This is a genomic window from Pontibacter silvestris, assembly GCF_020907275.1.
Lineage (GTDB): Bacteria > Bacteroidota > Bacteroidia > Cytophagales > Hymenobacteraceae > Pontibacter > Pontibacter silvestris.
On the sequence record NZ_JAJJWI010000002.1, the window covers coordinates 155,065 to 178,948 of the forward strand.

The 23,884-nt window shown below is 41.6% G+C and carries 21 protein-coding genes and 1 tRNA gene; 17 read left to right on the forward strand and 5 right to left on the reverse strand.

Translation table 11 applies throughout. The features are described 5' to 3' along the window. Positions 1-73 precede the first annotated feature (73 nt). From LN995_RS02365 to ureG, 5 genes are all read left to right on the forward strand, one after another. Complete coding sequence (locus tag LN995_RS02365) at positions 74-679, forward strand: urease accessory protein (protein ID WP_229958019.1); 606 nt, start codon at positions 74-76, stop codon at positions 677-679. A 179-nt stretch (positions 680-858) separates the two neighbouring features. Beyond that, positions 859-1,614: an urease subunit beta gene (locus tag LN995_RS02370; protein WP_229958022.1), complete on the forward strand. Its 756-nt coding sequence runs from the start codon at positions 859-861 to the stop codon at positions 1,612-1,614. Positions 1,615-1,664: 50 nt separating this feature from the next. Beyond that, the gene (gene ureC / locus LN995_RS02375; RefSeq protein WP_229958024.1) at positions 1,665-3,386 is read left to right on the forward strand and encodes an urease subunit alpha; all 1,722 of its coding nucleotides are present in this window, start codon (positions 1,665-1,667) and stop codon (positions 3,384-3,386) included. 166 nt (positions 3,387-3,552) lie between these two features. Next, on the forward strand, positions 3,553-4,233 hold the full coding sequence (locus tag LN995_RS02380; RefSeq protein WP_229958026.1) for an urease accessory protein UreF: 681 nt from the start codon (positions 3,553-3,555) through the stop codon (positions 4,231-4,233). A gap of 90 nt (positions 4,234-4,323) precedes the next feature. Next, positions 4,324-5,076, forward strand: coding sequence for an urease accessory protein UreG (ureG, locus tag LN995_RS02385; protein WP_229958028.1), 753 nt, complete (start codon positions 4,324-4,326; stop codon positions 5,074-5,076). 142 nt (positions 5,077-5,218) lie between these two features. On the opposite strand, the gene LN995_RS02390 is transcribed toward ureG, so the two are convergent. The 3 genes from LN995_RS02390 to LN995_RS02400 all read right to left on the reverse strand — a co-directional run bounded on the left by LN995_RS02390 (position 5,219) and on the right by LN995_RS02400 (position 7,572). Beyond that, complete coding sequence (locus LN995_RS02390; RefSeq protein ID WP_229958029.1) at positions 5,219-5,419, reverse strand: hypothetical protein; 201 nt, start codon at positions 5,417-5,419, stop codon at positions 5,219-5,221. 230 nt (positions 5,420-5,649) lie between these two features. Beyond that, positions 5,650-7,005 carry a DUF4932 domain-containing protein gene (locus LN995_RS02395; RefSeq protein ID WP_229958031.1) on the reverse strand — a complete coding sequence of 452 codons (1,356 nt, stop codon included), beginning with the start codon at positions 7,003-7,005 and terminating at the stop codon, positions 5,650-5,652. A 493-nt stretch (positions 7,006-7,498) separates the two neighbouring features. Further along, positions 7,499-7,572: transfer RNA gene (locus tag LN995_RS02400), tRNA-Met, on the reverse strand. A gap of 155 nt (positions 7,573-7,727) precedes the next feature. On the opposite strand from LN995_RS02400, the gene LN995_RS02405 reads away from it, so the two are divergent. The 8 genes from LN995_RS02405 (at position 7,728) to bshB1 (ending at position 16,388) form a co-directional block, all read left to right on the forward strand. Further along, positions 7,728-8,132 carry an START-like domain-containing protein gene (locus LN995_RS02405; RefSeq protein WP_229958033.1) on the forward strand — a complete coding sequence of 135 codons (405 nt, stop codon included), beginning with the start codon at positions 7,728-7,730 and terminating at the stop codon, positions 8,130-8,132. Between the two features lie 102 nt (positions 8,133-8,234). Next, entirely contained in the window at positions 8,235-9,647 is a 1,413-nt protein-coding gene (locus tag LN995_RS02410; RefSeq protein ID WP_229958035.1) for an LptF/LptG family permease, read from the forward strand. A 116-nt stretch (positions 9,648-9,763) separates the two neighbouring features. After that, on the forward strand, positions 9,764-10,039 hold the full coding sequence (gene rpsO / locus LN995_RS02415; RefSeq protein WP_229958037.1) for a 30S ribosomal protein S15: 276 nt from the start codon (positions 9,764-9,766) through the stop codon (positions 10,037-10,039). 134 nt (positions 10,040-10,173) lie between these two features. After that, entirely contained in the window at positions 10,174-12,315 is a 2,142-nt protein-coding gene (gene pnp / locus LN995_RS02420) for a polyribonucleotide nucleotidyltransferase (protein WP_229958039.1), read from the forward strand. Between the two features lie 181 nt (positions 12,316-12,496). Then, entirely contained in the window at positions 12,497-13,360 is an 864-nt protein-coding gene (locus LN995_RS02425) for a sigma-70 family RNA polymerase sigma factor (protein ID WP_068839777.1), read from the forward strand. A gap of 156 nt (positions 13,361-13,516) precedes the next feature. After that, complete coding sequence (gene trxB, locus LN995_RS02430) at positions 13,517-14,455, forward strand: thioredoxin-disulfide reductase (RefSeq protein ID WP_229958041.1); 939 nt, start codon at positions 13,517-13,519, stop codon at positions 14,453-14,455. 141 nt (positions 14,456-14,596) lie between these two features. After that, the gene (locus tag LN995_RS02435) at positions 14,597-15,652 is read left to right on the forward strand and encodes a M23 family metallopeptidase (RefSeq protein WP_229958043.1); all 1,056 of its coding nucleotides are present in this window, start codon (positions 14,597-14,599) and stop codon (positions 15,650-15,652) included. A 16-nt stretch (positions 15,653-15,668) separates the two neighbouring features. After that, positions 15,669-16,388, forward strand: coding sequence for a bacillithiol biosynthesis deacetylase BshB1 (gene bshB1 / locus LN995_RS02440; protein ID WP_229958046.1), 720 nt, complete (start codon positions 15,669-15,671; stop codon positions 16,386-16,388). Positions 16,389-16,455: 67 nt separating this feature from the next. Here bshB1 and accC read toward each other — a convergent pair whose 3' ends face one another. Continuing rightward, positions 16,456-17,952: an acetyl-CoA carboxylase biotin carboxylase subunit gene (gene accC / locus LN995_RS02445; RefSeq protein WP_229958048.1), complete on the reverse strand. Its 1,497-nt coding sequence runs from the start codon at positions 17,950-17,952 to the stop codon at positions 16,456-16,458. Between the two features lie 210 nt (positions 17,953-18,162). On the opposite strand from accC, the gene LN995_RS02450 reads away from it, so the two are divergent. Continuing rightward, entirely contained in the window at positions 18,163-19,401 is a 1,239-nt protein-coding gene (locus LN995_RS02450; protein ID WP_229958050.1) for an aminotransferase class I/II-fold pyridoxal phosphate-dependent enzyme, read from the forward strand. A gap of 106 nt (positions 19,402-19,507) precedes the next feature. After that, the gene (locus tag LN995_RS02455; RefSeq protein WP_229958052.1) at positions 19,508-19,699 is read left to right on the forward strand and encodes a histone H1; all 192 of its coding nucleotides are present in this window, start codon (positions 19,508-19,510) and stop codon (positions 19,697-19,699) included. A gap of 73 nt (positions 19,700-19,772) precedes the next feature. On the opposite strand, the gene tyrS is transcribed toward LN995_RS02455, so the two are convergent. Beyond that, entirely contained in the window at positions 19,773-21,080 is a 1,308-nt protein-coding gene (gene tyrS / locus LN995_RS02460; RefSeq protein ID WP_229958054.1) for a tyrosine--tRNA ligase, read from the reverse strand. A gap of 366 nt (positions 21,081-21,446) precedes the next feature. Here tyrS and LN995_RS02465 point away from each other — a divergent pair, with 366 nt between their 5' ends. Beyond that, on the forward strand, positions 21,447-21,809 hold the full coding sequence (locus LN995_RS02465) for a cupin domain-containing protein (RefSeq protein ID WP_229958056.1): 363 nt from the start codon (positions 21,447-21,449) through the stop codon (positions 21,807-21,809). Positions 21,810-21,968: 159 nt separating this feature from the next. After that, positions 21,969-23,663, forward strand: coding sequence for a GAF domain-containing sensor histidine kinase (locus tag LN995_RS02470; protein ID WP_229958057.1), 1,695 nt, complete (start codon positions 21,969-21,971; stop codon positions 23,661-23,663). Positions 23,664-23,884 lie beyond the last annotated feature (221 nt).

Sequence of the window (23,884 nt, forward strand, 5' to 3'; positions counted from 1 at the left end):
TTATCAGCTGAAAGTAATCTTTTGATAAAGTTTCTATATATTGTAATTTCATTGTTTCAAACATTACACTTGTATGGAAGCTCTCTTACCCATTTTGTTTGCAGCTCTTGTCGGAATGGGACATGCCTTTGAGGCCGATCACTTAATTGCTGTAAGTAATATTGTTTCAAAGCGTGATAGTGTGGTGCTGGCTGTTAAGGATGGCTTTTACTGGGGGCTAGGGCATACGACTACTTTGTTTATAGTCGGGACATTTATCCTTCTAAGCAGGCTTACAATATTCAGTTCTGGCTATTTTGAAGCCTTTGTGGGCTTAGTGCTGGTTATAATGGGGTTTAGCCGGCTCCTGAACAAAGGCAATTATACTAAAGTCAGAAGCCCGCGCTACCAGCATGGGTTGGCATACACTGTCGGTCTGATTCATGGTTTGGCCGGAAGTGGTGCCTTAGTGATTATTGTCATGAGTGAAATCAATGACCCTGTGCTTGGAGTTATTTACATTCTTGTCTTTGGCGTAGGGTCCATTATTGGTATGTTCATTGCCGCTGGCATGTTCAGTATTCCCTTCACACAACGCATGAAAATCAACAGAGCATTTAAAAGTGGCGTTATAGTGCTGTCTTCCCTGATATGTATTCTGTATGGCAGTTGGATGATCTATGAGAACGTCAAGATATAGCTGCTGCTAAAGTAATCTGGTGTTTCTTAAGAAAAAGCTCTTTAATTAGAATTTGTACACTACTCTGGCTAAATATTTACTATATTTCTGTTCAATAATCAATTGTATGCTGTTTTGTGATGATGGGTGAAGAAGATAAGCATGCTAATCAGAACATTAACTCTTAATACCGCATCATCATGCATCTTTCCCCTAAAGACATTGATAAACTAGTCCTTCATAATGCTGGCTTCGTAGCTCAGAAAAGATTTGCTCGAGGCCTGAGGCTAAACTATCCGGAGGCGGTTGCTTTAATTGCGACACAGCTACTGGAATTTATCCGGGATGGTGAAAGTGTGGCGACCTTGATGAACAAAGGCAAGCAAATCTTAGGCTTGAACAACGTAATGGAGGGAGTGGCAGAAATGATAGCCGAAGTACAGGTAGAGGGTACCTTCCCCGACGGAACAAAACTGGTAACCGTACATCACCCGGTTTGTCGTCAGCAGGGTTCCCCTGAACTGGCTTTATATGCATCCGGGCTTTCTTACAATTCTAAAACTGCAACACCTGACAATCTTATCAATCCTAACCCAGGTGAGTATCTGCTTGCTGATGCGGAGGTTAATTTAAATGAAGGTTGTGAAGTAGTGGAGGTGGAGGTAACAAACATGGGCGACCGCCCGGTGCAGGTTGGCTCACATTATCCTTTCTTTGAAACAAATGCCTCTTTGCAGTTTGACCGCGAGCAAGCTTTTGGTTTCCGCTTAAACATACCTGCTGGCACTGCTGTACGCTTTGAACCAGGCGAACGAAAGCGGGTGCAGTTGGTGGCATTGGCTGGAGAAAGAATAGTGTACGGCGGAAACAGCCTTATTAGTGGGCAGTTAGATGGACCGCATAAGGCTGATGCTATGGTTAAAGTGAAAAATAATAACTTCCTGCACAATAGCTAGATATGCTATGTGTAATAACACTCATCCTCTCTATAAAAAATTAGAAACTTATGAGCTATAAGATAGACCGCCGTGCTTATGCTGATATGTATGGCCCCACTGTAGGAGACAAGGTGCGTTTAGGCGACACAGACCTGGTTGTGGAGGTAGAGAAAGACTACTGCACTTATGGTGAAGAATGTAAATTTGGTGGAGGAAAAGTGTTGCGGGATGGAATGGGACAGGCTGCTGGCATAGCACAAGCCGATGCCCTGGATATGATTATTACGAATGCGCTTGTAATAGATTATACAGGTATCTACAAAGCCGATATCGGTATAAAGAATGGCCGCATATCAGGCATAGGCAAAGGTGGTAATCCCCACATTATGCCCGGTATTGATCCTGATATGGTGGTAGGTGTCACAACCGAAGTGGTCGCAGGAGAGGGACTGATTTTAACAGCAGGAGGCATAGACTGTCATATTCATTTTATCTGTCCTCAGCAGATAAATGAAGCATTGGCATCTGGTGTAACTACTATGGTAGGTGGAGGCACAGGGCCTGCTGCCGGAACCAATGCTACTACCTGTACACCCGGAGCATTCTTTATCGAAATGATGTTGAAAGCTACGGAGGCTTATCCTTTAAACTTTGGTTTCTTAGGAAAGGGTAATTCCTCTAAGCCTGAAGGGCTTATCGAGCAGGTGGAGGCGGGGGCTTTAGGTTTTAAGCTTCATGAAGACTGGGGTACAACGCCAGCAGCTATTGATAACTGTTTAAGTATTGCCGATCAATATGATGTGCAGGTTTGTATCCATACAGATACTTTAAACGAAAGTGGATTTGTAGAGACCTCTACCAATGCTTTCAAAGGTAGAACTATACATGCTTATCATACTGAAGGCGCAGGAGGAGGACATGCACCGGATATTATTAAGATTTGTGGAGAGCCAAACGTAATCCCTTCTTCAACTAACCCAACACGTCCTTTTACTGTGAATACTATTGATGAGCACCTGGACATGCTCATGGTGTGCCACCACCTCGATAAAAACATACCCGAAGACGTGGCCTTTGCCGAAAGCCGCATTCGTGGAGAGACGATTGCTGCTGAAGACATCCTGCACGATATGGGCGCTCTTTCAATCATAGCTTCAGATTCTCAGGCTATGGGCCGTGTGGGTGAAGTAGTTACCCGTACCTGGCAAACAGCCCATAAAATGAAGGTGCAGCGGAACCTGCTTCCGGAAGATGCCGACTCCGAAAGTAAAACAGATAATTTCCGTGTGAAACGCTATGTTGCCAAATACACTATTAATCCTGCCAAAGCACATGGTTTTTCTGAAGAAATAGGTTCTGTTGAACTAGGAAAGTTGGCGGACCTGGTGCTTTGGAAACCTGCTTTCTTTGGCTCCAGACCAGAAATGGTGATCAAGGGAGGCATTATAGTGCAATCACAGATGGGGGATGCTAATGCTTCTATACCTACGCCTCAGCCTTACTTCTCAAGGCCAATGTTCGGGTCTTTCGGTTCGGCAATTGGTAAAACTTCTATGGTGTTTGTGTCGCAGGCCTCTGTGGAGCATGTTAAAAACACCTATGGCTTAAGTAAACAAGTGGTAGCTGTTAAGAACTGCCGCAGTGTCAAAAAGAAAGACATGGCTTTGAATGACTACCTGCCTGACATAGAAGTTGACCCTGAGACTTACAAAGTAACTGTAGATGGAGTGCACTTGACCTGTGAGCCGGCAACCAAGCTGCCGTTGGCACAGCTTTATAATCTGTTTTAGCTTTTAGGTGCTGGAGATTTGATGTTAAACTTTAGCAGTCTTTGATCATTAATAGTCGCCTTTGTTTGTATGCTATGTTCAATAAGCAGAATTACAGAACCAATAAATTAATACTCTTTCATTGCTAGTAAAGTCTCAGGGCTTACGTCTAGCATCTGATATATCTATGTCTAAATTTGCCCGCCTGCTGCATCTAGTTGATTCTTCCATTCCTACTGGGTCTTTTGCTTATTCCTATGGGCTGGAAAGCAGCTTAACTTTTGGTTTGGTAAAGAACCTGTTTGGGCTTCGGAACTATCTGTACTCTTTTCTGCAGCAAGTGGTAAGTCTGGAGTTCCCGTTTATGAACTCCTGCTATAAAATTGAATTGCCTGATTTAGGTGAATGTCTTAAAGTAATAGCAGAAGAGTATGATGCTATGATGTTAGTACCCACTATCCATAAAGCTAGCACAGTGCAGGGAAAAAACTGGTTAAAGTTACTTGAATCCTTTTACCCTGACGCTGGTATGGGAGAAATAAAGATTTGGTTCGAAAAACAGAAACTCCCTCTTCATTTTGTGCTGGTGTTTACCTTATGTCTGAAGCGTGTTGGCTTTACTTTACAGGATATTCAGGCTATGTACCTGCATATGACGCTCCGGGACCAGGTTAGTGCGGCCATTCGTTTAGGTTTTATAGGACCTATGGAAGGGCACAGGCTTCAGCATGATTTTTATACGATTTTCGATAATCTGATAGAAGTCTATCAGGAGAAAGAATATTACGAAGCAACAAGGTCCGCTTTTTTACTGGACACTTCACAAGTGTTTCATGAAGATATTTACTCGAAACTATTTCAAAATTAAGAGGCATAACTAGCAGATAATACTTTAATATATAATTTAAGTGATAAAGCTTAAGATGCTAATTATGTAACTAATAACAATATAAAACACATGCCGTTTGTAGATAAATTAGCCCTTTTACTTCATGGCCATTCACATGAATTTTATGAATCGCCGGGAGATTATAATGAGAGAGAAACAAGAAAACTTCCCTCGTACCGCAACTTTCGGAAAAGAGCTTTCACAGTTGGTATCGGTGGCCCTGTGGGTACAGGTAAAACAGCCTTACTAAAGGCATTTTGCGAAAAGCTTCGGGATGGTTATGAACTGGGCGTAGTAACCAATGATATCTTCACCAGAGAAGATGCAGAGTTTTTGATCAGGAACAGTGCCCTTAGTGAAGACAGGATAGTAGGTGTCGAGACAGGAGGGTGCCCGCATGCTGCCATACGTGAAGACATTTCACTGAACATGGATGCGTTGGAAGGGCTTATGTCCCGTTTTAACTATAACATAGATTTTCTTTTTGTAGAAAGCGGAGGAGACAACCTGGCGGCGCATTTTAGCCGTGAACTGGTTGACTTTTCTATTTATGTCATTGATGTGTCTGGTGGTGATAAGGTGCCGAGAAAAGGAGGGCCTGGCATTACACAATCTGATTTGTTGGTCATTAATAAAATTGATATTGCGGCCTTAGTGAGAGCCGATTTAGATGTAATGGAAAGAGACGCTAAGAAAATGAGAGGTGATGGCCCTTTTGTTTTTGCCAGAGCCCTTGATGGGTATAACCTTGACACCATTATTGATCATATTAAAGCAGCAAAAGAAAAAGCTTTAATGTCTGTGCGGGAAGATAGGAGGTGAGGTATTTAAAAGTCTTCTGTTGAATATTGCGAGTTTACAAGAATTCTTATAAGCCAGGTTATGTTAGATAGAACGGTTTTGTGTAGACGAAGCCCGAAGCATAGCGAGGGTTAAGGCTGAATTTTGGTGTAGGAAGATTTTCTTATTTTTCTTTATAAATAAATTTATGATCTTCTCTATCAATCAATTTTCCTTTCCTTATTCTAAACTCTTTATTCTCAATGCTAAAGTAATTTCCAGAACTTAAAGCAACTGTTATACTATCCATCTGAGTGAGAGACTTCGAATTAAGGATAAGCTTTTCATCTGCAATTTTCCAATTCCCAAAGGTATAGTCTCCCATCTCCCTTTTTTGAATATGAATGTGCTATATGCACTTATTAGTAATTCATGATTTCCATTTTTGACTTTAACTCTATACCAACCAGTTTCAAATCCATTTTGGCTGGATTGAAAAATAAAAAACGAAACGATGAGTATTACAAGATTCATTTTATGCTTACAACTTACCTACAATGGGCTAGTATATGCTGCGTGTGAGGCCGTTGGCCGAAACATGAAGTATATACGTGGTTAACTACTGTAATTCTCATTTTTCACCCACTCCAGCAGTTCTGGGTATAGCTCAGGCACTTTCTTTTTACCACCATACTTCTGAAACAACCCCAACAGGTGATTGTTGAAAGCACTGAATTTTACAAAGCCCCTGTTGTTCTGCATAAACTCTATTGGCTGAAGCATTACTTTCTTATAGGCGCTCTCTCCAAATCTATCATAAACATAAAGACCGAAAACAGCCCACGTCATATACTCATTGAAGGTCTCATACGGGCTGTTGTAACTTCCTTTTGTGTTCCACTTCCTTAAATCTGCCATCGCTCCATTTATAAAATCATTGTACTTGTCGGAGATGGGGTTAACATAGTTGTGGTCCATCTCTGTAAACGCCCTTCTTAACGCTAAAGCGTCCCCTGTGCTTTGGGTTACAGAATCTTTGCTTACTAGGGAAGGGGCAGACATGAATATGATGTTCTCTTTGAAGTTGCTGTTTTCGAACAGGCGTATGCTGTGGGAGCCACCTGCCAGAGGACTCATGATGATTCGGTAGGAATCCACCTTGTCAGGGAATTGCTCCTGTAGCCACTCCCAGGCTTCTTGCACTTGGACCCTTTCATGCTCAAGCGACTCCAGCTTTTCATAAAAAAGTTTCTCGCTCTGGTAAAATGATTGGAAATTACTTGCCGTGGCAAAGTCCTGGATTAACGGCAACAGCTTTTTGAACTTGTCCCTTGCCCTGAAGCCAGCATAGGTACTGGACTGGACTATCCTTTGCCCGTCTAACACATAAGCGGCGCTGTTTTCCCTGATGTTTAGATAAGAGCCTGAAGATAGTTCAGTATTCAGTTTCCCAAAGACGGGGTGGTTCTTGTAGGGCTCAAAGTACTCCAGAACACGTTTATAATACTTTGTGTCCTTGTTGACCCAATTGGGCTGCGCATTACCTGTAAGCGACACCAGAATATTAACTAGCTCATAAACCTGAGGTATCTCTATATTTACTTTACCCCCGTTTGTAGCCTTATATTCATCGTCATATGAGCCAGGATTGAACTGCTTGTAGATATCCAGCACTACAGTATCACCTTCGCTGGTCCAGTATATGAATTCTTGCTCTATTCCGTTGTCTGTGATGTGAATGGTATCACTTTCAGAGTAAAACTTAGAGTTTTTCCAGCCGCCCCAATAAGTAAAATCAAACTCGAGAGTGTCTTCTTTTATATTCTTCCTCTCCAGGGTCCGCTCCAAGGCTCCCTGATAATTAACCCCTAAAGTTTTGGTTTCTATAAATCTGTAGGTGTGTGCTTGGTTGTAAATCTTTGAGCTGCATGAAGTTGATAATACAGCGAGTATGAGTATAACCTTTCTCATATTTTTAACTTTTATTGTAGCTAACGGTGCTGGTACATCATAACCCATCTTATGTTTAACAGGAGTTATTTATTATTCATGTAAAATAGAAGGTAGAAAGTTATCTTTAAAGCCTTGAGCTATAATATTAATTTCCCCTTTTGATGTTGCTTTTCCTTAAGGTACAATGCCTGTTGTTTTGAAACATCAATTATTACATTCACGGTTATTGGCTTCATAGCTGTACGACCGATCATCAAATAATCTTAGAGCCTGCTATTATTACTTACTTTTAAATGCTGTCATAAGTTAAGGTGTATCTGTTTCCATTATGCTTTCAAAGAATTTGACATTATCTCAGATTCTAACTAATGACTAAAGCTTTGTTATCATTCATTACCCATTAGTATTGGGGGCATTAGTAACTTTTGGGTAAAGGTGTAGATGGGTTTGAATTGTGTCAGGCACAGCAGAATATAAAAAGTCCCTCAGAGTTAACTGAGAGACTTCTAAGTAGCGGGGAGCAGAATCGAACTGCCGACCTCAGGGTTATGAATCCTGCGCTCTAACCATCTGAGCTACCCCGCCGAATTGTGGTGCAAATATAGCATGTTAATTTTAAAATATGCAAGAGCCACTTTAAAAAAAAATATTTTATTTTTATGATATATAAACAATGAGAATTAAATACTATACTTACTCAGACACTTACATGTTTATATATTTATTCATTAATAACGAGTATGACGAAAGCTACTAAGACAAAGTTTGTAAAAGAGTACCCGATTAATGCTTCAGCTAAACTGGTTTATCCTTATTTAAGCTCTCCCAGTGGCCTGGCCCAATGGTTCTGCGACGATGTAGCAGTGAACGAAGATAAGCTTTATAACTTTGTTTGGGATGGTCGTAGTCACTATGCTGAAATTACAGGGCTGCGTACTAACCGCTCTGTAAGGTTTATTTTCAGGGAAGATGACAAGAGCCACTCTGAAGATCCGTCCTATATTGACTTTACAATAGAGAGTAGTGAGCTTACCCAGGAGCAGTTTGTGAAGGTAGTAGACTATTCAGATGAAGAGGATCATGAGGAGTTGGATGAACTGTGGGAGCATTTAATGCAAAAACTTCGTGAAACAGTAGGAGGGTAGTTCGATTTCTTCAACATCTGTCTATATTTGCACGATTTTTGGATACAGTGTGTTAAGTAATGCTAAATACATCCAGATCGTATTAATGCCGCACTGGCTCACATGAAGAAATTAGATAAACTTATTTTAAAGTCGTTTATCGGCCCGTTTATACTTACGTTTGCCGTAGTCGAATTTATCCTGTTAACACAGTATATGCTCAAGTACCTCGACGAGCTTGTCGGAAAAGACTTGGGTATAAATGTATTTGCTGAACTACTGTTCTATTTTAGCCTGAACATGGCACCGCTAGCCATGCCGCTGGCTGTGTTACTGTCTGCCCTAATGACATTTGGTAACCTTGGCGAGCATTATGAGTTAACCGCAATCAAAACTTCAGGCATTGCTCTGCCGCGCATACTTCGTCCGCTTTTCTTCTTTGTAGTGGTGTTGTCGGTTGGAGCCTTCTTTTTCAACAATATAGTTGTTCCGAAGGCAAACCTGAAAGCCTATAGCCTGCTTTGGGATATCCGGCAGAAAAAACCCGCCATGAATATAAAGGAAGGAACTTTCTATAATGGCTTGCCGGGCTACAGTATTAAAGTAAACAAGAAAATGAACGAAGGGAGATCTTTGGTTGATGTCATGATATATGACCATTCCAGGGGTGCATCCAATTCACGGGTTATCCTGGCCGATTCAGGCGAAATGTATACGCAGTACAACGACACTTACCTTGTTCTTGATCTTTATGATGGCGTATCGTATGTAGACCAGGGTGATGGCTCTTTCCGCAGTACAAATGAGCAGTTTGTAAGGCAGCGGTTTGATGAAAGCAAGATTGTATTCAGCCTTTCTTCCTTTGACCTTAGCCGTACACGAGAAGAGTATTTCTCTGAAAATAAAATGATGAAGAACATTAACCAGTTGGTTGTTGTGACAGATTCGTTGCGGAGGCAGGGCAGCAAGGAGCAAGAGCGTTTCGCACCAAGTGTAGATCCGTTTTACTCCTACTTTAAAGCCGATACCAGTTCTATGAAAAACGGACTGCGCCTGAACGACAAAGAGGTAGACAAAGAACTTGCCGTTGTAGATGAGGGCATTGCCAGCCTGGCTACGAATAAAGCCCGTAATATTAAAAGCTTTACGGGCAGCTATGTGGAGCGTATTCGAGCCACCCTGCGCGATGCGAATAATTATGAGATAGAGATATGGCGTAAATACACGCAGTCTGCTGCTATCCTTATCATGTTCCTGATTGGTGCTCCCTTAGGTGCTATTATCAAGAAAGGTGGTCTGGGGGTTCCGGTGCTTATCTCTATCACATTCTTTATTGCCATGTATGTAATGACCATACTAGGCGAGAAATGGGCACGGGAAGGCTTAATACCAGTGGGAGTAGGTATGTGTATTGCAAATGCAGTATTACTTCCTATCGGCTTGTTTTTTCTGAACCAGGCGCGGCACGACTCTAATTTGTTGGAGGTTGACTTCTGGAGCAGATTGTCTAAGCGCTTCCGCAAGGATACTATATAAAGTAAGAGAAAAGAAGTGCTGCAAAATAATTTTAAAATAAATAAAATTGTTTTATCTTTGCGGCTTATACAGCAATCTTATCCAAGATAACACAGATTGATATTTTTTTATACGCAATGAAATTAACTACAGAAGCGAAACAAGAAATTTTCGAAAAGCACGGCCGTAACAAGTCTACAACTGATACAGGTTCTGCTGAGTCACAGATTGCGCTGTTCACTACGCGCATCGCTGACCTGACTGAGCACCTGAAAATCCATAAGAAAGATTATGGTACTCGCCTTGGTCTTCTTAAGCTGGTTGGTAAGAGAAGAAGATTGCTCAACTACCTCCAGAAAAATGATATCGAGAGATACAGAGCTATCATTGGTGAGCTAGGTATCAGAAAATAATTTATTATATTGTGTTAGGGAATTCAACTTAGGATTCCCTAAACTTTTTAGCAGCACCCCTTCCTTTTTCCTTTGCCAGTATTTGACAGTGGCCGCAATTGGTAGCCCTGTTTTTGATGTTAAAATATTAGAAGATGTCTTATAACGCGATAAACAAAACTATTCCTCTTCCGGATGGCCGGGAGATTATTATTGAAACTGGTAAACTAGCTAAACAGGCAGATGGATCTGTAGTTGTAAAATTGGGTAACACCATGTTGCTCGCAGCTGTAGTTTCAAACAAAGAAGCCCGTGAAGGAGTGGATTTTTTGCCTCTTTCTGTTGACTATCAAGAAAAGTTTGCTTCTTCAGGTAAAATACCTGGAGGTTTCCTTAGAAGAGAAGCAAGGCTTTCTGATTACGAAATATTAGTGTCTCGTTTGGTAGACCGAGTACTGCGCCCGCTGTTCCCGGAAGACTACCATGCTGAAACACAAGTAACCATAAATCTTATTTCTGCTGATACAGAAATAATGCCGGATGCACTTGCGGCACTTGCTGCTTCTGCTGCATTGGCGGTGTCTGATATTCCATTCAATGGCCCTATCTCTGAAGTGCGTGTAGCCCGCATTGATGGCAAGTTAGTGATCAATCCTAACGTAACCGAGTTACAACGTGCTGATATCGACCTGATGGTTGGTGCTTCATACGATAGTGTAGCCATGGTAGAGGGGGAGATGAACGAAGTGTCTGAGGCTGAAATGCTGGAAGCAATTCAGTTTGCACATGACGCTATTAAAGTGCAGTGCCAGGCGCAGAAAGAGCTTACTGAGTTAGTAGGTAAAACAGTTAAGCGTGAGTATTCGCACGAAACCCACGACGAAGAACTTCGCAAGATAGTTTATGATGCAACCTATCAGAAAGCTTATGAAGTAGCTAAAAGAGGTAGTGCCGTAAAAGCAGAGCGTAAAGAAGGTTTTGCTTCTGTTCTAAATGAGTTTATTTCTTCTTTGCCTGAAGACCATACGTATGATGAAGGGCTTATTAAAACATACTTCCACGATGTAGAGAAGGAGGCTGTTCGTAACATGATATTGAATGATCGTGTTCGTCTGGATGGCCGTAAACTTGATGAGATCAGACCTATCTGGTCGGAGGTAAATTACCTGCCTGCTACACATGGTTCTGCTATCTTTACGCGTGGCGAAACACAGTCTTTGACAACAGTAACGCTGGGTACTAAGCTGGATGAGCAGATGATCGACAGCGCCATGGTATCTGGTACAAATAAATTCTTATTGCACTATAACTTCCCAGCTTACTCTACCGGTGAGGTTAAGCCAAACAGAGGCCCGGGCCGACGTGAGGTAGGACACGGTAACCTGGCGTTGCGTGCCCTTAAAAAAGTGCTTCCTCCTGAAAATCAGAATCCATATACAATCCGTATTGTTTCCGATATCCTGGAGTCAAACGGTTCTTCTTCTATGGCTACGGTTTGTGCGGGTAGCTTAGCATTGATGGATGCCGGTGTTCCCGTAAAAGGTGGCGTGTCCGGTATTGCAATGGGTTTGATCACAGATGAGAAAACCGGAAATTTTGCTGTCTTGTCTGATATTTTAGGTGATGAAGACCACTTAGGAGATATGGACTTTAAAGTGGCTGGTACGAAAGATGGTATCACTGCTTGCCAGATGGACATTAAAGTACAAGGCTTATCTTACGAAGTGCTGAGCCAGGCTCTTGCCCAGGCAAATGCAGGTCGTAGTCATATCTTAAACGAGATGTCTAAAACCATTTCGGCACCTAATGCAGATTATAAGCCACATACACCTCGTTCGTTCAACATTGTTATCGATAAAGAGTTTATTGGTGCTGTTATCGGGCCAGGCGGTAAAGTAATCCAGCAGATCCAAAAAGATACTGGTGCTACTATCATCATCGAAGAGAAAAATGAGAAAGGGCATGTAAATATCTTTGCCAGCAACCAGGAGTCTATGAACGATGCTGTTAGCAAGATCAAAGGTATTGTAGCACAGCCTGAAATTGGTGAAGTATACATTGGTAAAGTAAAGTCTATTCAGCCTTACGGAGCCTTTGTAGAGTTCATGCCAGGAAAAGATGGCTTGCTGCACATTTCTGAAATCAAGTTTGAGCGCCTGGAAAGTATGGAAGGAGTGCTTGAAATTGGTGAGGAAGTAAAAGTGAAGCTTATTGATGTAGACAAAAAGACTGGAAAGTTCAAGTTGTCTCGCAAAGCCGCTTTGCCAAAGCCTGATGCATCGGAACCTAGTAAATAGATAATTGATATAACTCCTGGGCCTGTTTCTATAGCGGAACCAGGGTCAGGAGTTATATGCATAAGCGCAGTTCTGGTACTTGATTTTATTTCTAGGATATAAGAACTTTGCGCCGTTTTCTGTTGTTACCACACCGAGCCTAATTAATTTAACACATTTTTTGCAATAACAATATACTCTGATGAGACAACTCAAGATAAGCAAACAGATTACTAACCGCGAGAGCCAGTCGCTGGATAAGTATTTACAGGAGATTGGTAAAGTTGATTTGCTTACACCGGATGAAGAGGTTTCGTTAGCACAGAGAATTAGGGAAGGCGATCAGTTTGCACTTGAGAAATTAACAAAAGCCAACTTGCGCTTTGTGGTGTCAGTTGCCAAGCAATACCAGAACCAGGGACTTTCTTTAGGAGACCTTATTAATGAGGGGAACCTTGGTTTGATTAAAGCTGCCAAACGTTTCGACGAGACAAGAGGTTTTAAGTTTATTTCATATGCAGTTTGGTGGATCCGTCAGTCGATTCTGCAGGCTTTGGCCGAGCAGTCGCGTATTGTGCGTTTGCCGCTTAACCGTGTAGGTTCGCTGAACAAAATTTCCAAATCATTCTCAGAGCTTGAGCAGAAGTTTGAGCGTGAGCCATCCCCGGAAGAGATTGCTGAAGTACTGGAGCTTACAACTGCCGAAGTAGTAGACACACTTAAAATTTCTGGTCGCCACGTATCTGTGGATGCGCCGTTTGTACAAGGCGAAGAAAACCGCTTACTGGATGTATTAGAAAATGATGACGAAGAGTCTCCTGATACAGGCCTGATGAACGATTCACTCCGCAAAGAAGTACAGCGTGCCCTCTCTACGCTAACAAAACGTGAGGCAGATGTAATTACACTTTACTTTGGTTTAAATGGAGAGCACTCTCTTACACTGGAGGAAATAGGTGAGAAGTTTAACCTTACCCGCGAACGTGTACGCCAGATCAAAGAAAAAGCAATCCGCAGATTGCGTCACACATCCAGAAGTAAAGCGCTTAAACCTTATTTAGGTTAGTAGATAAACCTTTACAGAAACAGCCCCGGCGTATTAACCGGGGCTGTTTTTTTGTTTTGATGCCTGAACCAATACTTCAATAATGCAGCACTGAATGCAGGCAGAGGGCAAGATTTTTTGTATACTTGCAGCCTAATTTCAGTTGTACTTGAAAATATGGATATAGAAAGAGTAAAATGCTTAATTATTGGCTCTGGACCTGCCGGTTACACAGCTGCTATATATGCTTCCAGAGCTGGCCTTCAACCTGTTTTATACCAGGGCCTGCAACCAGGTGGTCAATTAACAATAACCAATGATGTAGAGAATTATCCTGGTTACCCCGATGGAATAATGGGGCCTGAAATGATGGAAGATTTCAGAAAGCAGGCGGAACGGTTTGGTACTGATATCCGCTACGGCATAGCCACTGCTGTCGATTTTTCTTCCCAGCCGCACAAAGTCACCATTGATGACCATAAAGTAATTGAGGCACATGCTGTCATCATTTCTACAGGAGCTTCAGCAAAATGGCTTGGGCTTGAGTCAGAAGCTAAACTTAATGGTAGCGGTGTTTCTGCTTGCGCCGTTTGTGATGGTTTCTTCTATCGAGGACAGGATGTTGCTGTTGTTGGTGCCGGTGATACAGCCGCTGAAGAGGCTACTTACCTGGCGAATCTTTGCAATAAAGTGTATATGATTGTTCGCCGTGATGAAATGCGTGCCTCTACTATTATGCAGGAACGTGTAAAGCGTACCAAGAACATTGAGGTGCTCTGGAACTCTGTAACGGATGAAATTATGGGGCAGCATGCTGTAGATGGAGTGCGTGTAAAAAATGTACTTACAAATGAGCTGAAGGAGATTTCTGTTCAGGGCTTTTTTGTGGCTATTGGGCACAAGCCTAACTCTGACATCTTTGCAGATTTCTTGAACATGGATGAAAACGGTTATATCAGGACGATTCCTGGCACATCCAAAACCAATATTGATGGTGTGTTTGCTTGTGGAGATGTGCAGGACTTTACTTACCGCCAGGCAGTTACTGCTGCCGGATCAGGGTGTATGGCCGCACTGGATGCAGAACGCTATCTGGCAGCCAGAGAATTGCATTAGATTTTTGATGCTGAGACTCTTCGTGTTGCACTATAATATAGGGTGCAGTGTTGGAAGATTTACAATAAAATGGCTGTTCTGTAGTTTAAAAATTCGATAAGCACTTTTAAAACGAATGCAGCATAGCCGAAATTGATGCTAATGTCAAGAATAAAAACACCCTTATTCTTTGTACTTTTTTTGCTTTTTGCTTTAGTAAGCTCTTCCAGCTCTTTTGCACAAAGTAAGGGTAAAGTAAAAGATTTTTTTAAGGTAAAGTCACCGAAGATAGATTATGTCAGGCCTGACACAACTATCCTGATTAAGTATGAGGAGTTCCCTGATGATGATTCGGAAGCTAATAAATCTATTTACTTCAACCCAAAGAAAGAACTTTCTATCGTAAGCGAAGATACCACAGAACTGGACCTGGGGGAGCAGCACATTGTAGAAATGTCTGAAGAAGTACTGGTAGATTCTACCTGGATCAAAATTGCTGGTTATTATGCCATTTGGGATACACATAGTATCAACCCTTACCGTATTGATGGCCGGCAGCTAAAAGATACAGTAGATGTTGTGCTGTATGATCCCAAATTAAACCGGGATTATAAAATGCCTTTGGTTAAAACTCCAATTACTAGTCATTTTGGAGGCCGGTGGGGAAAATGGCATTTTGGTACCGATATTGATTTGGAAACCGGAGATTCTGTTCGCGCGGCCTTCGATGGTGTTGTAAGGATTAATAAATGGGATGGTGGTGGCTTCGGTAATTACATTGTAGTACGCCATTATAATGGTTTGGAAACAGTGTATGGGCATATGAGCAAAGCTATTGCCCAGCCAGGCCAGTTTGTAAAGGCTGGAGAACTTATTGGTTTGGGAGGCAGCACTGGGAGAAGCACTGGATCTCATCTTCATTACGAGGTGCGATACCAGGGTAACCCTATTGACCCGGAAAACATGTATGATTTCCCTGATTATCTCCTGAAAGGTCAAAGTTTTCAGATTACGTCAGCCCTGTTTAATTATTATAACAGTGCCGGGAAAGGGAGTCCCAGTTCAGGTCGGAGAGTTGCTTATCATACGATCCGTAGTGGTGATACACTTTCAGGTATTGCTAAAAAGTATGGTGTATCTGTAAGCCAGATTACAAAATTAAATGGTATCAGCACCCGAACTACCTTAAGGTTGGGAAGGAAGCTTCGTATCAGGTAAAACATCAACAGAAATTATGAAATTGGATATACTTGCCTTTGCAGCCCATGCCGATGATGTAGAGTTAGGTTGCTCAGGTACTTTAGTTGCACATATTGCCACTGGTAAAAAGGTAGGCATTGTAGATTTAACAAGGGGAGAACTTGGTACCAGAGGTACTCCGGAAGTTCGTGCTGCTGAGGCAGAAGATTCTGCAAGGATTCTTGGTGCTGAAGTGCGTGATAATCTTGAATTTGCTGATGGTTTTTTTGTCAATGACAGGGCTCATCAGCTAAAAGTGGTAGAGAAGATCCGCCAGTACCAACCGGAGATTGTTATCATGAATGCTGTTCATGATCGCCACCCGGACCATGGCAGAGGCTCTGTGGTAGTATCAGAGGCATGCTTTCTTGCTGGTCTTAAAATGATTGAGACAGTAGGAGATGATGGAGTTCAGCAGCAGGCATGGCGGCCTAAGGCTGTTTATCACTTCATACAGGACAGATACATTAAGCCTGACCTGGTGGTTGATGTAACGCCTTTCTGGGATAAGAAAATGGAGAGTATAAGGGCATTCAAGTCACAGTTCTTCAACCCAGACGACAACTCACCAAATACCTATATTTCATCTCCGGAGTTTCTGGAGTTTGTAGAAGCCAGAGCCAAAGAATATGGACATTCCATTGGTGTAAAATATGGTGAAGGGTTTACAACAGAACGGCACATAGGGGTGAACAATCTGTTCGATTTGATCTAGCGTAACATCAGAAATAAGTATCATAGTTGAAGGGGCTGCCAGAATACAATCTGGAGCCTCTTCTGCTTTACAACCTGTTTCTTCGCCAATTTGAAGCTACAGCTGTGCCTTCAGTTAAAGCTACGGCTGTTTTAGGTTTATGCTTGTCAAGTAAAATTGCTGCTAAAACAGCTGCTATTTCTTCTATATCAGTATCAGTTTGTTGTTTTAAAACATCAGGAGAAAAATAGCGCTCAACAAACTTTGTATCAAACTTGCCACTAACAAAAGCCTCGTGCTGCAGCACAAATCTTCCAAAAGGAAGGGTTGTTTCTATTCCGGTTATTTGATATTCATCAATGGCGCGTAGCATTTTATCGATTGCTTCTTTGCGGTTTTTGCCGAAGGTAATGAGTTTCGCGATCATAGGATCATAAAAGATTGGAACTTCCATACTTTGTTCAAAGCCATCATCTACCCGAACACCTAAACCCTGAGGACGGATATATGTGTTTAAACGGCCAATGTCTGGCAGGAAATTGTTAGCGGGGTCTTCAGCATAAACACGCAGCTCCAGTGCATGACCATTTATTTGAAGTTGTTCCTGCTGAAAGCTTATTGCTTCGCCCTGTGCAATCTTAATCTGTTCTTTTACTAAGTCCAGTCCTGTTATTTGCTCTGTTACAGGGTGTTCTACCTGTAAACGTGTATTCATTTCCAGAAAATAAAAGTTCAGGTGCTCGTCCATTAAAAATTCAACGGTTCCTGCTCCAACATAATCACAGGCTTTGGCTACATTAACGGCACAAAGTCCCATTTCTTGGCGCAGGTCTGGTGTAAGTATGGCGGAAGGAGCCTCCTCAATCACTTTCTGGTGCCGCCGCTGTATGGAGCACTCGCGCTCAAACAAATGAAGAATATTGCCATGAATATCTCCTAATACCTGTATTTCTATATGACGAGGTGAGTTAACATATTTTTCAATAAACACCGAACCATCACCAAAAGCAGATTGTGCTTCACTTATTGCTAATTGCATTTGTTCTTCAAATTGCTCCAGCTGTTCTACTACTCGCATTCCTTTTCCTCCACCACCGGCACTGGCTTTTATCAGTAAAGGAAAGCCTATGTTCCGGGCTATTTCTTTAGCCTTTTCAACATCCGTTATAGCTTCATCTGTACCGGGAACCATCGGAATATTATATTTTGCAACAGCTGCTTTGGCAGCTAGCTTATTACCCATCAGTTTAATTGCTGCAGGAGAGGGGCCTATAAAAATAAGACCTGCTTCCTGAATTTTTTGAGCAAAGGCCGCATTCTCTGAAAGAAAGCCGTAGCCAGGGTGAATAGCGTCAACATGCAGGGTTTTGCAAGTGTCAATAATTTTATCGCCACATAAATAAGACTCGCTGGACTTGGAACCTCCAACACACATAGCCTCATCTGCATACCGAACATGCAAGGCATTACGATCGGCTTCGCTGAATATGGCTACAGTTGAGATGCCCATTTCTTTGGCAGAGCGCATAATACGTAAAGCTATTTCACCTCTGTTAGCTACCAGAATCTTATTTATCTTTCTCATGCTGAAGCCGAGTTTGTTTGTTATCAAATAAATTATTTTAAGGGAAAAGTCAAAGTTTTAGCCCTAAAATCAGTCTCACAAAGCGCCTTATAAATTGTATATGAAGCTTTAAAAACATAAATTTGCATTGCACTATGCATATTCAGTTTGATTATACTGTTAAGCGAATATTTAATCTGAAATTATCCCGATAACTTAATTATTACACAAGTGGATTTATTTGAAAAGTTGTTGACCAATAGAGGTCCGTTAGGCAGCCACTCACATTACGCTCATGGCTATTTCACGTTTCCAAAATTAGAAGGCGAGATTGCTCCGCGTATGAAGTTCCGAGGTAAGGATGTGTTGACGTGGAGCCTGAACAACTACCTTGGTTTGGCCAACCATCCTGAGGTGCGTAAAGCTGATGCTGAGGCGGCTGCAGAGTGGGGAATGGCGACTCCAATGGGAGCACGTATTATGTCAGGAAATACGAACCTGCATGAGAAATTAGAGGCTGAATTAGCAGAATTTGTTCAGAAGCCTGATGCACTTCTACTTAATTTTGGTTATCAGGGTGTAATTTCTATCATTGATGCCTTAGTTGACCGCCACGACGTAATTGTTTATGATGCAGAGTCTCATGCATGTATTATTGATGGCGTTCGATTGCACCAAGGGAAACGTTTTGTGTATGCACATAACGATATGGGTAACCTGGAAAAACAACTGGAACGTGCAACACGTTGGGCAGAAAACACAGGTGGCGCTATTTTGGTGATTACGGAAGGTGTATTCGGTATGTCTGGTAACTTAGGTAACTTAGCCGACATCGTCGCACTAAAGCAGAAGTTTAACTTCAGGCTGTTTGTAGACGATGCACATGGTTTCGGTACTATGGGTAAAACTGGTGCTGGTACAGGCGAGCATTTAGGTGCACAAGATGGTATAGACGTTTATTTCTCTACGTTTGCTAAATCTATGGCCAGCATTGGTGCATTTGTTGCCTCTAACGAACAGGTAGTAGAATACCTCCGCTACAACATGCGCTCTCAGATTTTTGCTAAGTCGTTGCCTATGCCATTAGTGGTAGGTGCACTTAAGCGCCTGGAGCTGCTTCGCTCTAAGCCAGAATTAAAAGATAAGCTTTGGGAGGTTGTAAGTGCTCTGCAAAGCGGCTTGCGTGAAAAAGGTTTTAATATTGGCACCACACAATCTCCTGTAACTCCTGTATTTCTGAATGGACAGATTCCTGATGCTACACAGCTGACACTGGACCTTCGCGAAAACCACAGTATTTTCTGCTCTATTGTAGTGTATCCTGTCGTGCCTAAAGATGTGATTATGCTACGCCTTATTCCAACGGCTGCTCATACGCTGGAGGATGTAAAGGAAACGATTGTTGCTTTTGAGAAAATAGCACAAAAGTTAGATAAAGGCTTGTACTCCACTTCTGCGGTAACGGCCTAATTTCTCACTGAAGGCATATATCTTAAATCCTTAATTTTTGCTTGTTTGTATTAAATGTGTATATTAGAGCGTTAAAAACATATTTTTCACTATAATAATAGCCCTAATGGACAACAACTTTAGCAAACTCAAAGATCTTGTATTGTCTCTAGAATCAGACTTCGAGAAATTCTACGAGAAGAACAATGCAGCTGCTGGTACTCGTGTACGTAAAGGTATGCAAGACCTTAAAAACATGGCTCAGGATATCCGTAAGGAAGTTCAAGACATTAAGAATAGCACTGCTGATAACGCATAAGGCTATTCTGGTAATAAACAGAAAAGGCGATCTGTATAGATCGCCTTTTCTGTTTTAAGAGCCTGTTAATTAACTATTTAACTGATAGCAGGTAATAATTCTTTTTTCCTTTCTGCACTACCAGGTACTTCTCCTGAAGCAGTTCGTAGTTAACTTCCTCGTCTGCACTTTGTATTTTTTGTCGGTTAATGCTAACGCCTCCGTTTTTGATCATTCGCTTGGCCTCACCCTTAGATTCGAATATCTGCCCACCAGACAGTTCCGAAAGCAAATCGCTCACGCTTGGCGCCGTTGCGTAGCTGTCTTTGCTAACCTCAACTTGCGGAACCCCCTCAAACACCGAAAGCAGCACATCTTCCCGTAATTTCTTTAATGTTTCCAGGTTTCCTTTCCCAAATAAAACTTCTGAAGCATCTACAGCAGAATTATATTCTTCCTCAGAATGCACTCTTATAGTAACATCTTTGGCAAGTGCTTTTTGTAAAATACGAAGGTGAGGAGCCTGTTTATGCTCTTCTGTAATGCTATCAATTTCCTCTTTAGTAAGCAGTGTATACACCTTTATCAGCTTCTCAGCCTCTTCGTCAGATAGGTTTAGCCAAAACTGGTAGAACTTGTACGGCGAAGTAAGATTAGGATTGAGCCAAACGTTTCCGCCTTCTGACTTTCCGAACTTAGTACCATCAGACTTTGTAACAAGTTTGCCAACCAGGGCAAAAGCTTTCCCGCCGTCCATCCTGCGGATTAGCTCTGTACCAGTAGTAATGTTGCCCCATTGGTCGGAGGCTCCCATCTGCAGGCGCACATTTTTATTTTTATATAAATGATAGAAATCGTAACCCTGTATAAGCTGGTATGCAAACTCAGTGTAAGATAGTCCTTCTGCGCGGCCTTCGCCTTCTTCGTCGGCATTGAGACGCTTCTTTACTGAGTCTTTGCTCATCATGTAGTTTACGGTGATGTGCTTGCCTACTTCACGTAGGAAACCCAGGAAGCTGAATTCTTTAAACCATTCGTAATTATTTACAATTTCGGCTGAGTTGGCACCACAATCAAAATCAAGAAAATTTTCTAACTGCTTCTTAATACCCTCCTGGTTCTCACGCAGCACATCTTCTGACAGCAGGTTACGTTCTGCGGACTTACCCGATGGGTCGCCGATCATACCTGTTGCTCCACCTACAAGAGCCAACGGTCTATGACCTGCCCGCTGAAGATGTACTAACAGCATAATAGTGGCCAGGTTACCTATGTGTAGCGAATTTGCTGTTGGGTCAAAACCAATGTAACCAGATGTCATTCCTGAAGCAAGTTGCTCTTCAGTGCCTGGCATGAAATCATGGAGCATGCCTCTCCACCGTAATTCTTCTATTAAGTTCATGTAAACCAAATCGTCTTTTCAAGACAAATATAAAAAAGAGTTAGCAGTTAGCCCTAAGAGGATGAAAGTATTGGTTGGATCAATGCAGTTTGGCTGAGTTTAGGTGGGTATCATAACTGCTGAAAAAGTCGGCTGCTTAATATAATATTTACTATATTAGACAAACAAAGCACGATAGAAATGTAAAGGCTGTAATTTTAGAGGCCATTCTATAAGCTAAAACAATGTATTGGACTTGTTTCCTTTAGATAGAGAATATTCGTAACTATTAATACAAAGAAAAGGTAGACGGCAGAGGTGGAGTATCCTGTTTTAATGTTCTCTACTGAAATGTTTATTGATTTTTATTTCGAGAAGAATAACTACATGATTAAAGCTTACAAACTATACACCGATTCAGATGGTCAATCGTGCTTTACAACCGGCTTAGTTTCAGAGAAAGTCGTGACGGAGGCGGTATCTATTCGTTTTCAGGAAACAGCACCATATTCATCATACGACTGGCATCCGGCACCTATTACCCAATATGTTATTACACTAGCAGGTACGTTGGAATTTACTACTAGTAAAGGAGAAACATTTATTCTACATCCAGGGGAAGTGTTGATTGCAATGGATACGACAGGGGCCGGGCATAAATGGCGAATTATAGATGATCAGCCCTGGAAACGTGCTTATGTAGTATTTGAAGAAGGTGCAGATATAAACTTTGTTCCCGAAAGCCACTAAGTTAGGCCCTTCATAATTTCTGTTATCAACTTTTAAGAAACTATAGGGCATAGGCTACACCCTTAAAGTTAGCACATATCTTTACAGGTGTAATTATAAGAAGCAGCTGGAATTGTTTTACATTTATTGAAGTTTAGGAGAAGCTTAATAAAAAATCACATGAACTCTGAAGAGGTAATAGATAACCAGCAGGAATTACTCCTAAAGCTAAAAGAAACACAGCGTCAGCTTGAAGAAAAGAATAAGCAACTGGAACTGATTAACCAGATTGGGAGTATGCTTACTTCTGAACTGGAGCTTGAAAAGGTTGTTCAGAATGTGACTGATATTGCCACAAAATTAAGCAAAGCGCAGTTTGGTGCCTTGTTTTACAACAAGGAGAATGAAAAAGGGGAAGAATATCTTCTTTATGCTCTCTCTGGTGCCAGCAAAGATGACTTTGCACATCTTCCCGTGCTTCGTGTTACACCTATGCTGGCGCCTACTTTTAGTGGAGAAGGTGTAATACGTTCTGATGATATTACCAAAGACCCCAGATACGGAAGAAACAAACCTCACAGGGGGATGCCAAAAGGGCATTTACCGGTTAAAAGTTATATGGCCCTGCCTGTTGTTTCAAAAAAAGGGAAAGTGTTGGGAGGCTTGTTCTTCGGGCATTCTAAATCAGGTGTTTTTACTCAGAATGAAGAAAACCTGGTGCTAAGTATTGCCGCACAGGCAGCCGTTGCCATAGACAATGCGCACCTTTATGAAGCAAAGCTTCAGGCAGAACAGCGGGTTAAACGGGTCCTGGAGTCAATCCCGCAAATGGCCTGGACGTCTTTACCAGACGGTTTCATAGATTACTTTAATGAAAGGTGGTACGCCTACACAGGTCAATCTTTTGATCAGGCAAAAGGCAATGGATGGGAAAATATTGTACACCCAGATGATATTGCACATGTAAATGATGTGTGGCAAAAAGCGCTGAAGAATGGGGAAACGTTCGAGTTAGGGAGCAGATTAAGAGGAGTTGCAGATAATAGCTACCGCTGGCATCTAACAAGAGCAGTTCCTGTTAAAGATGAAAAGGGAAAAATTCAGCTCTGGGTTGGTACAAGCACAGATGTAGATGATTATAAAACAACTCAGGAAACCCTGTTGCAGAAAAATAAGGAACTTGAAAAGATCAACAAGGACCTGGACAGCTTTGTTTACACAGCCTCTCATGACTTGAAAGCTCCTGTAATAAATATAATGCAGATATTAGAGGAGTTAAAGGTCAGTGGCATTTACACAACAGACGATACTAAAATATTTGTTAATCTTCTCGACAAATCATTAAATCAACTGCATAGCACTATTGATGATCTGTCTGCGCTGGTGAAAGTTCAGAAAAATATCAATGCTACCGTTGAATATTTATCACTTAAAGATATTGTTGAAGAGGTAAAACTAAGTTTAAATGAAGAATTCTATCGTTCTGGTGCTAAAGTTTTACTTGAACTAGATGAAGTGCCCACTGTTCCATTTTCTAAAGCAAATTTAAGAAGTGTGTTGTTTAACCTCATCAGCAATAGCGTTAAGTATTGCTCACCTGACCGTACTCCAGAAATCGTAATAAAAAGCGCTGCAATTCCGGGGTACTACCAAATATCTGTTTCTGATAATGGCCTTGGGCTTGACCTGGAGACGCAAAAAGGAAAGTTATTTCAGATGTTCCGGCGCTTTCATGACCATGTAGCTGGTTCAGGAATAGGCTTGTATATCGTTAACCGAATCATAGAAAACCAAGGTGGCTACATAGAAGTTACCAGTGCAGTAAATAAGGGCACTACTTTCAATTTATTTATCAAAAAAGAAGAAAAGAAATAGGTGCTGCAGGGCTTTATAACACTAGATAAATGTTATAAAGCCCTGCTTTACATGCTTGATTTTAGACTAAGGTTTATAATAAGTTAGCTACTGGAATCTCATTAACTAGTTTAGCTAACATCTTAATTTTCTTTGCTGTTACTGATGCATTTACATAGTTTCAAGCTTCAATTTCTGCTTCTATAATTCCTGCCTTACTCTTTCATTTTGTCTCTAATACC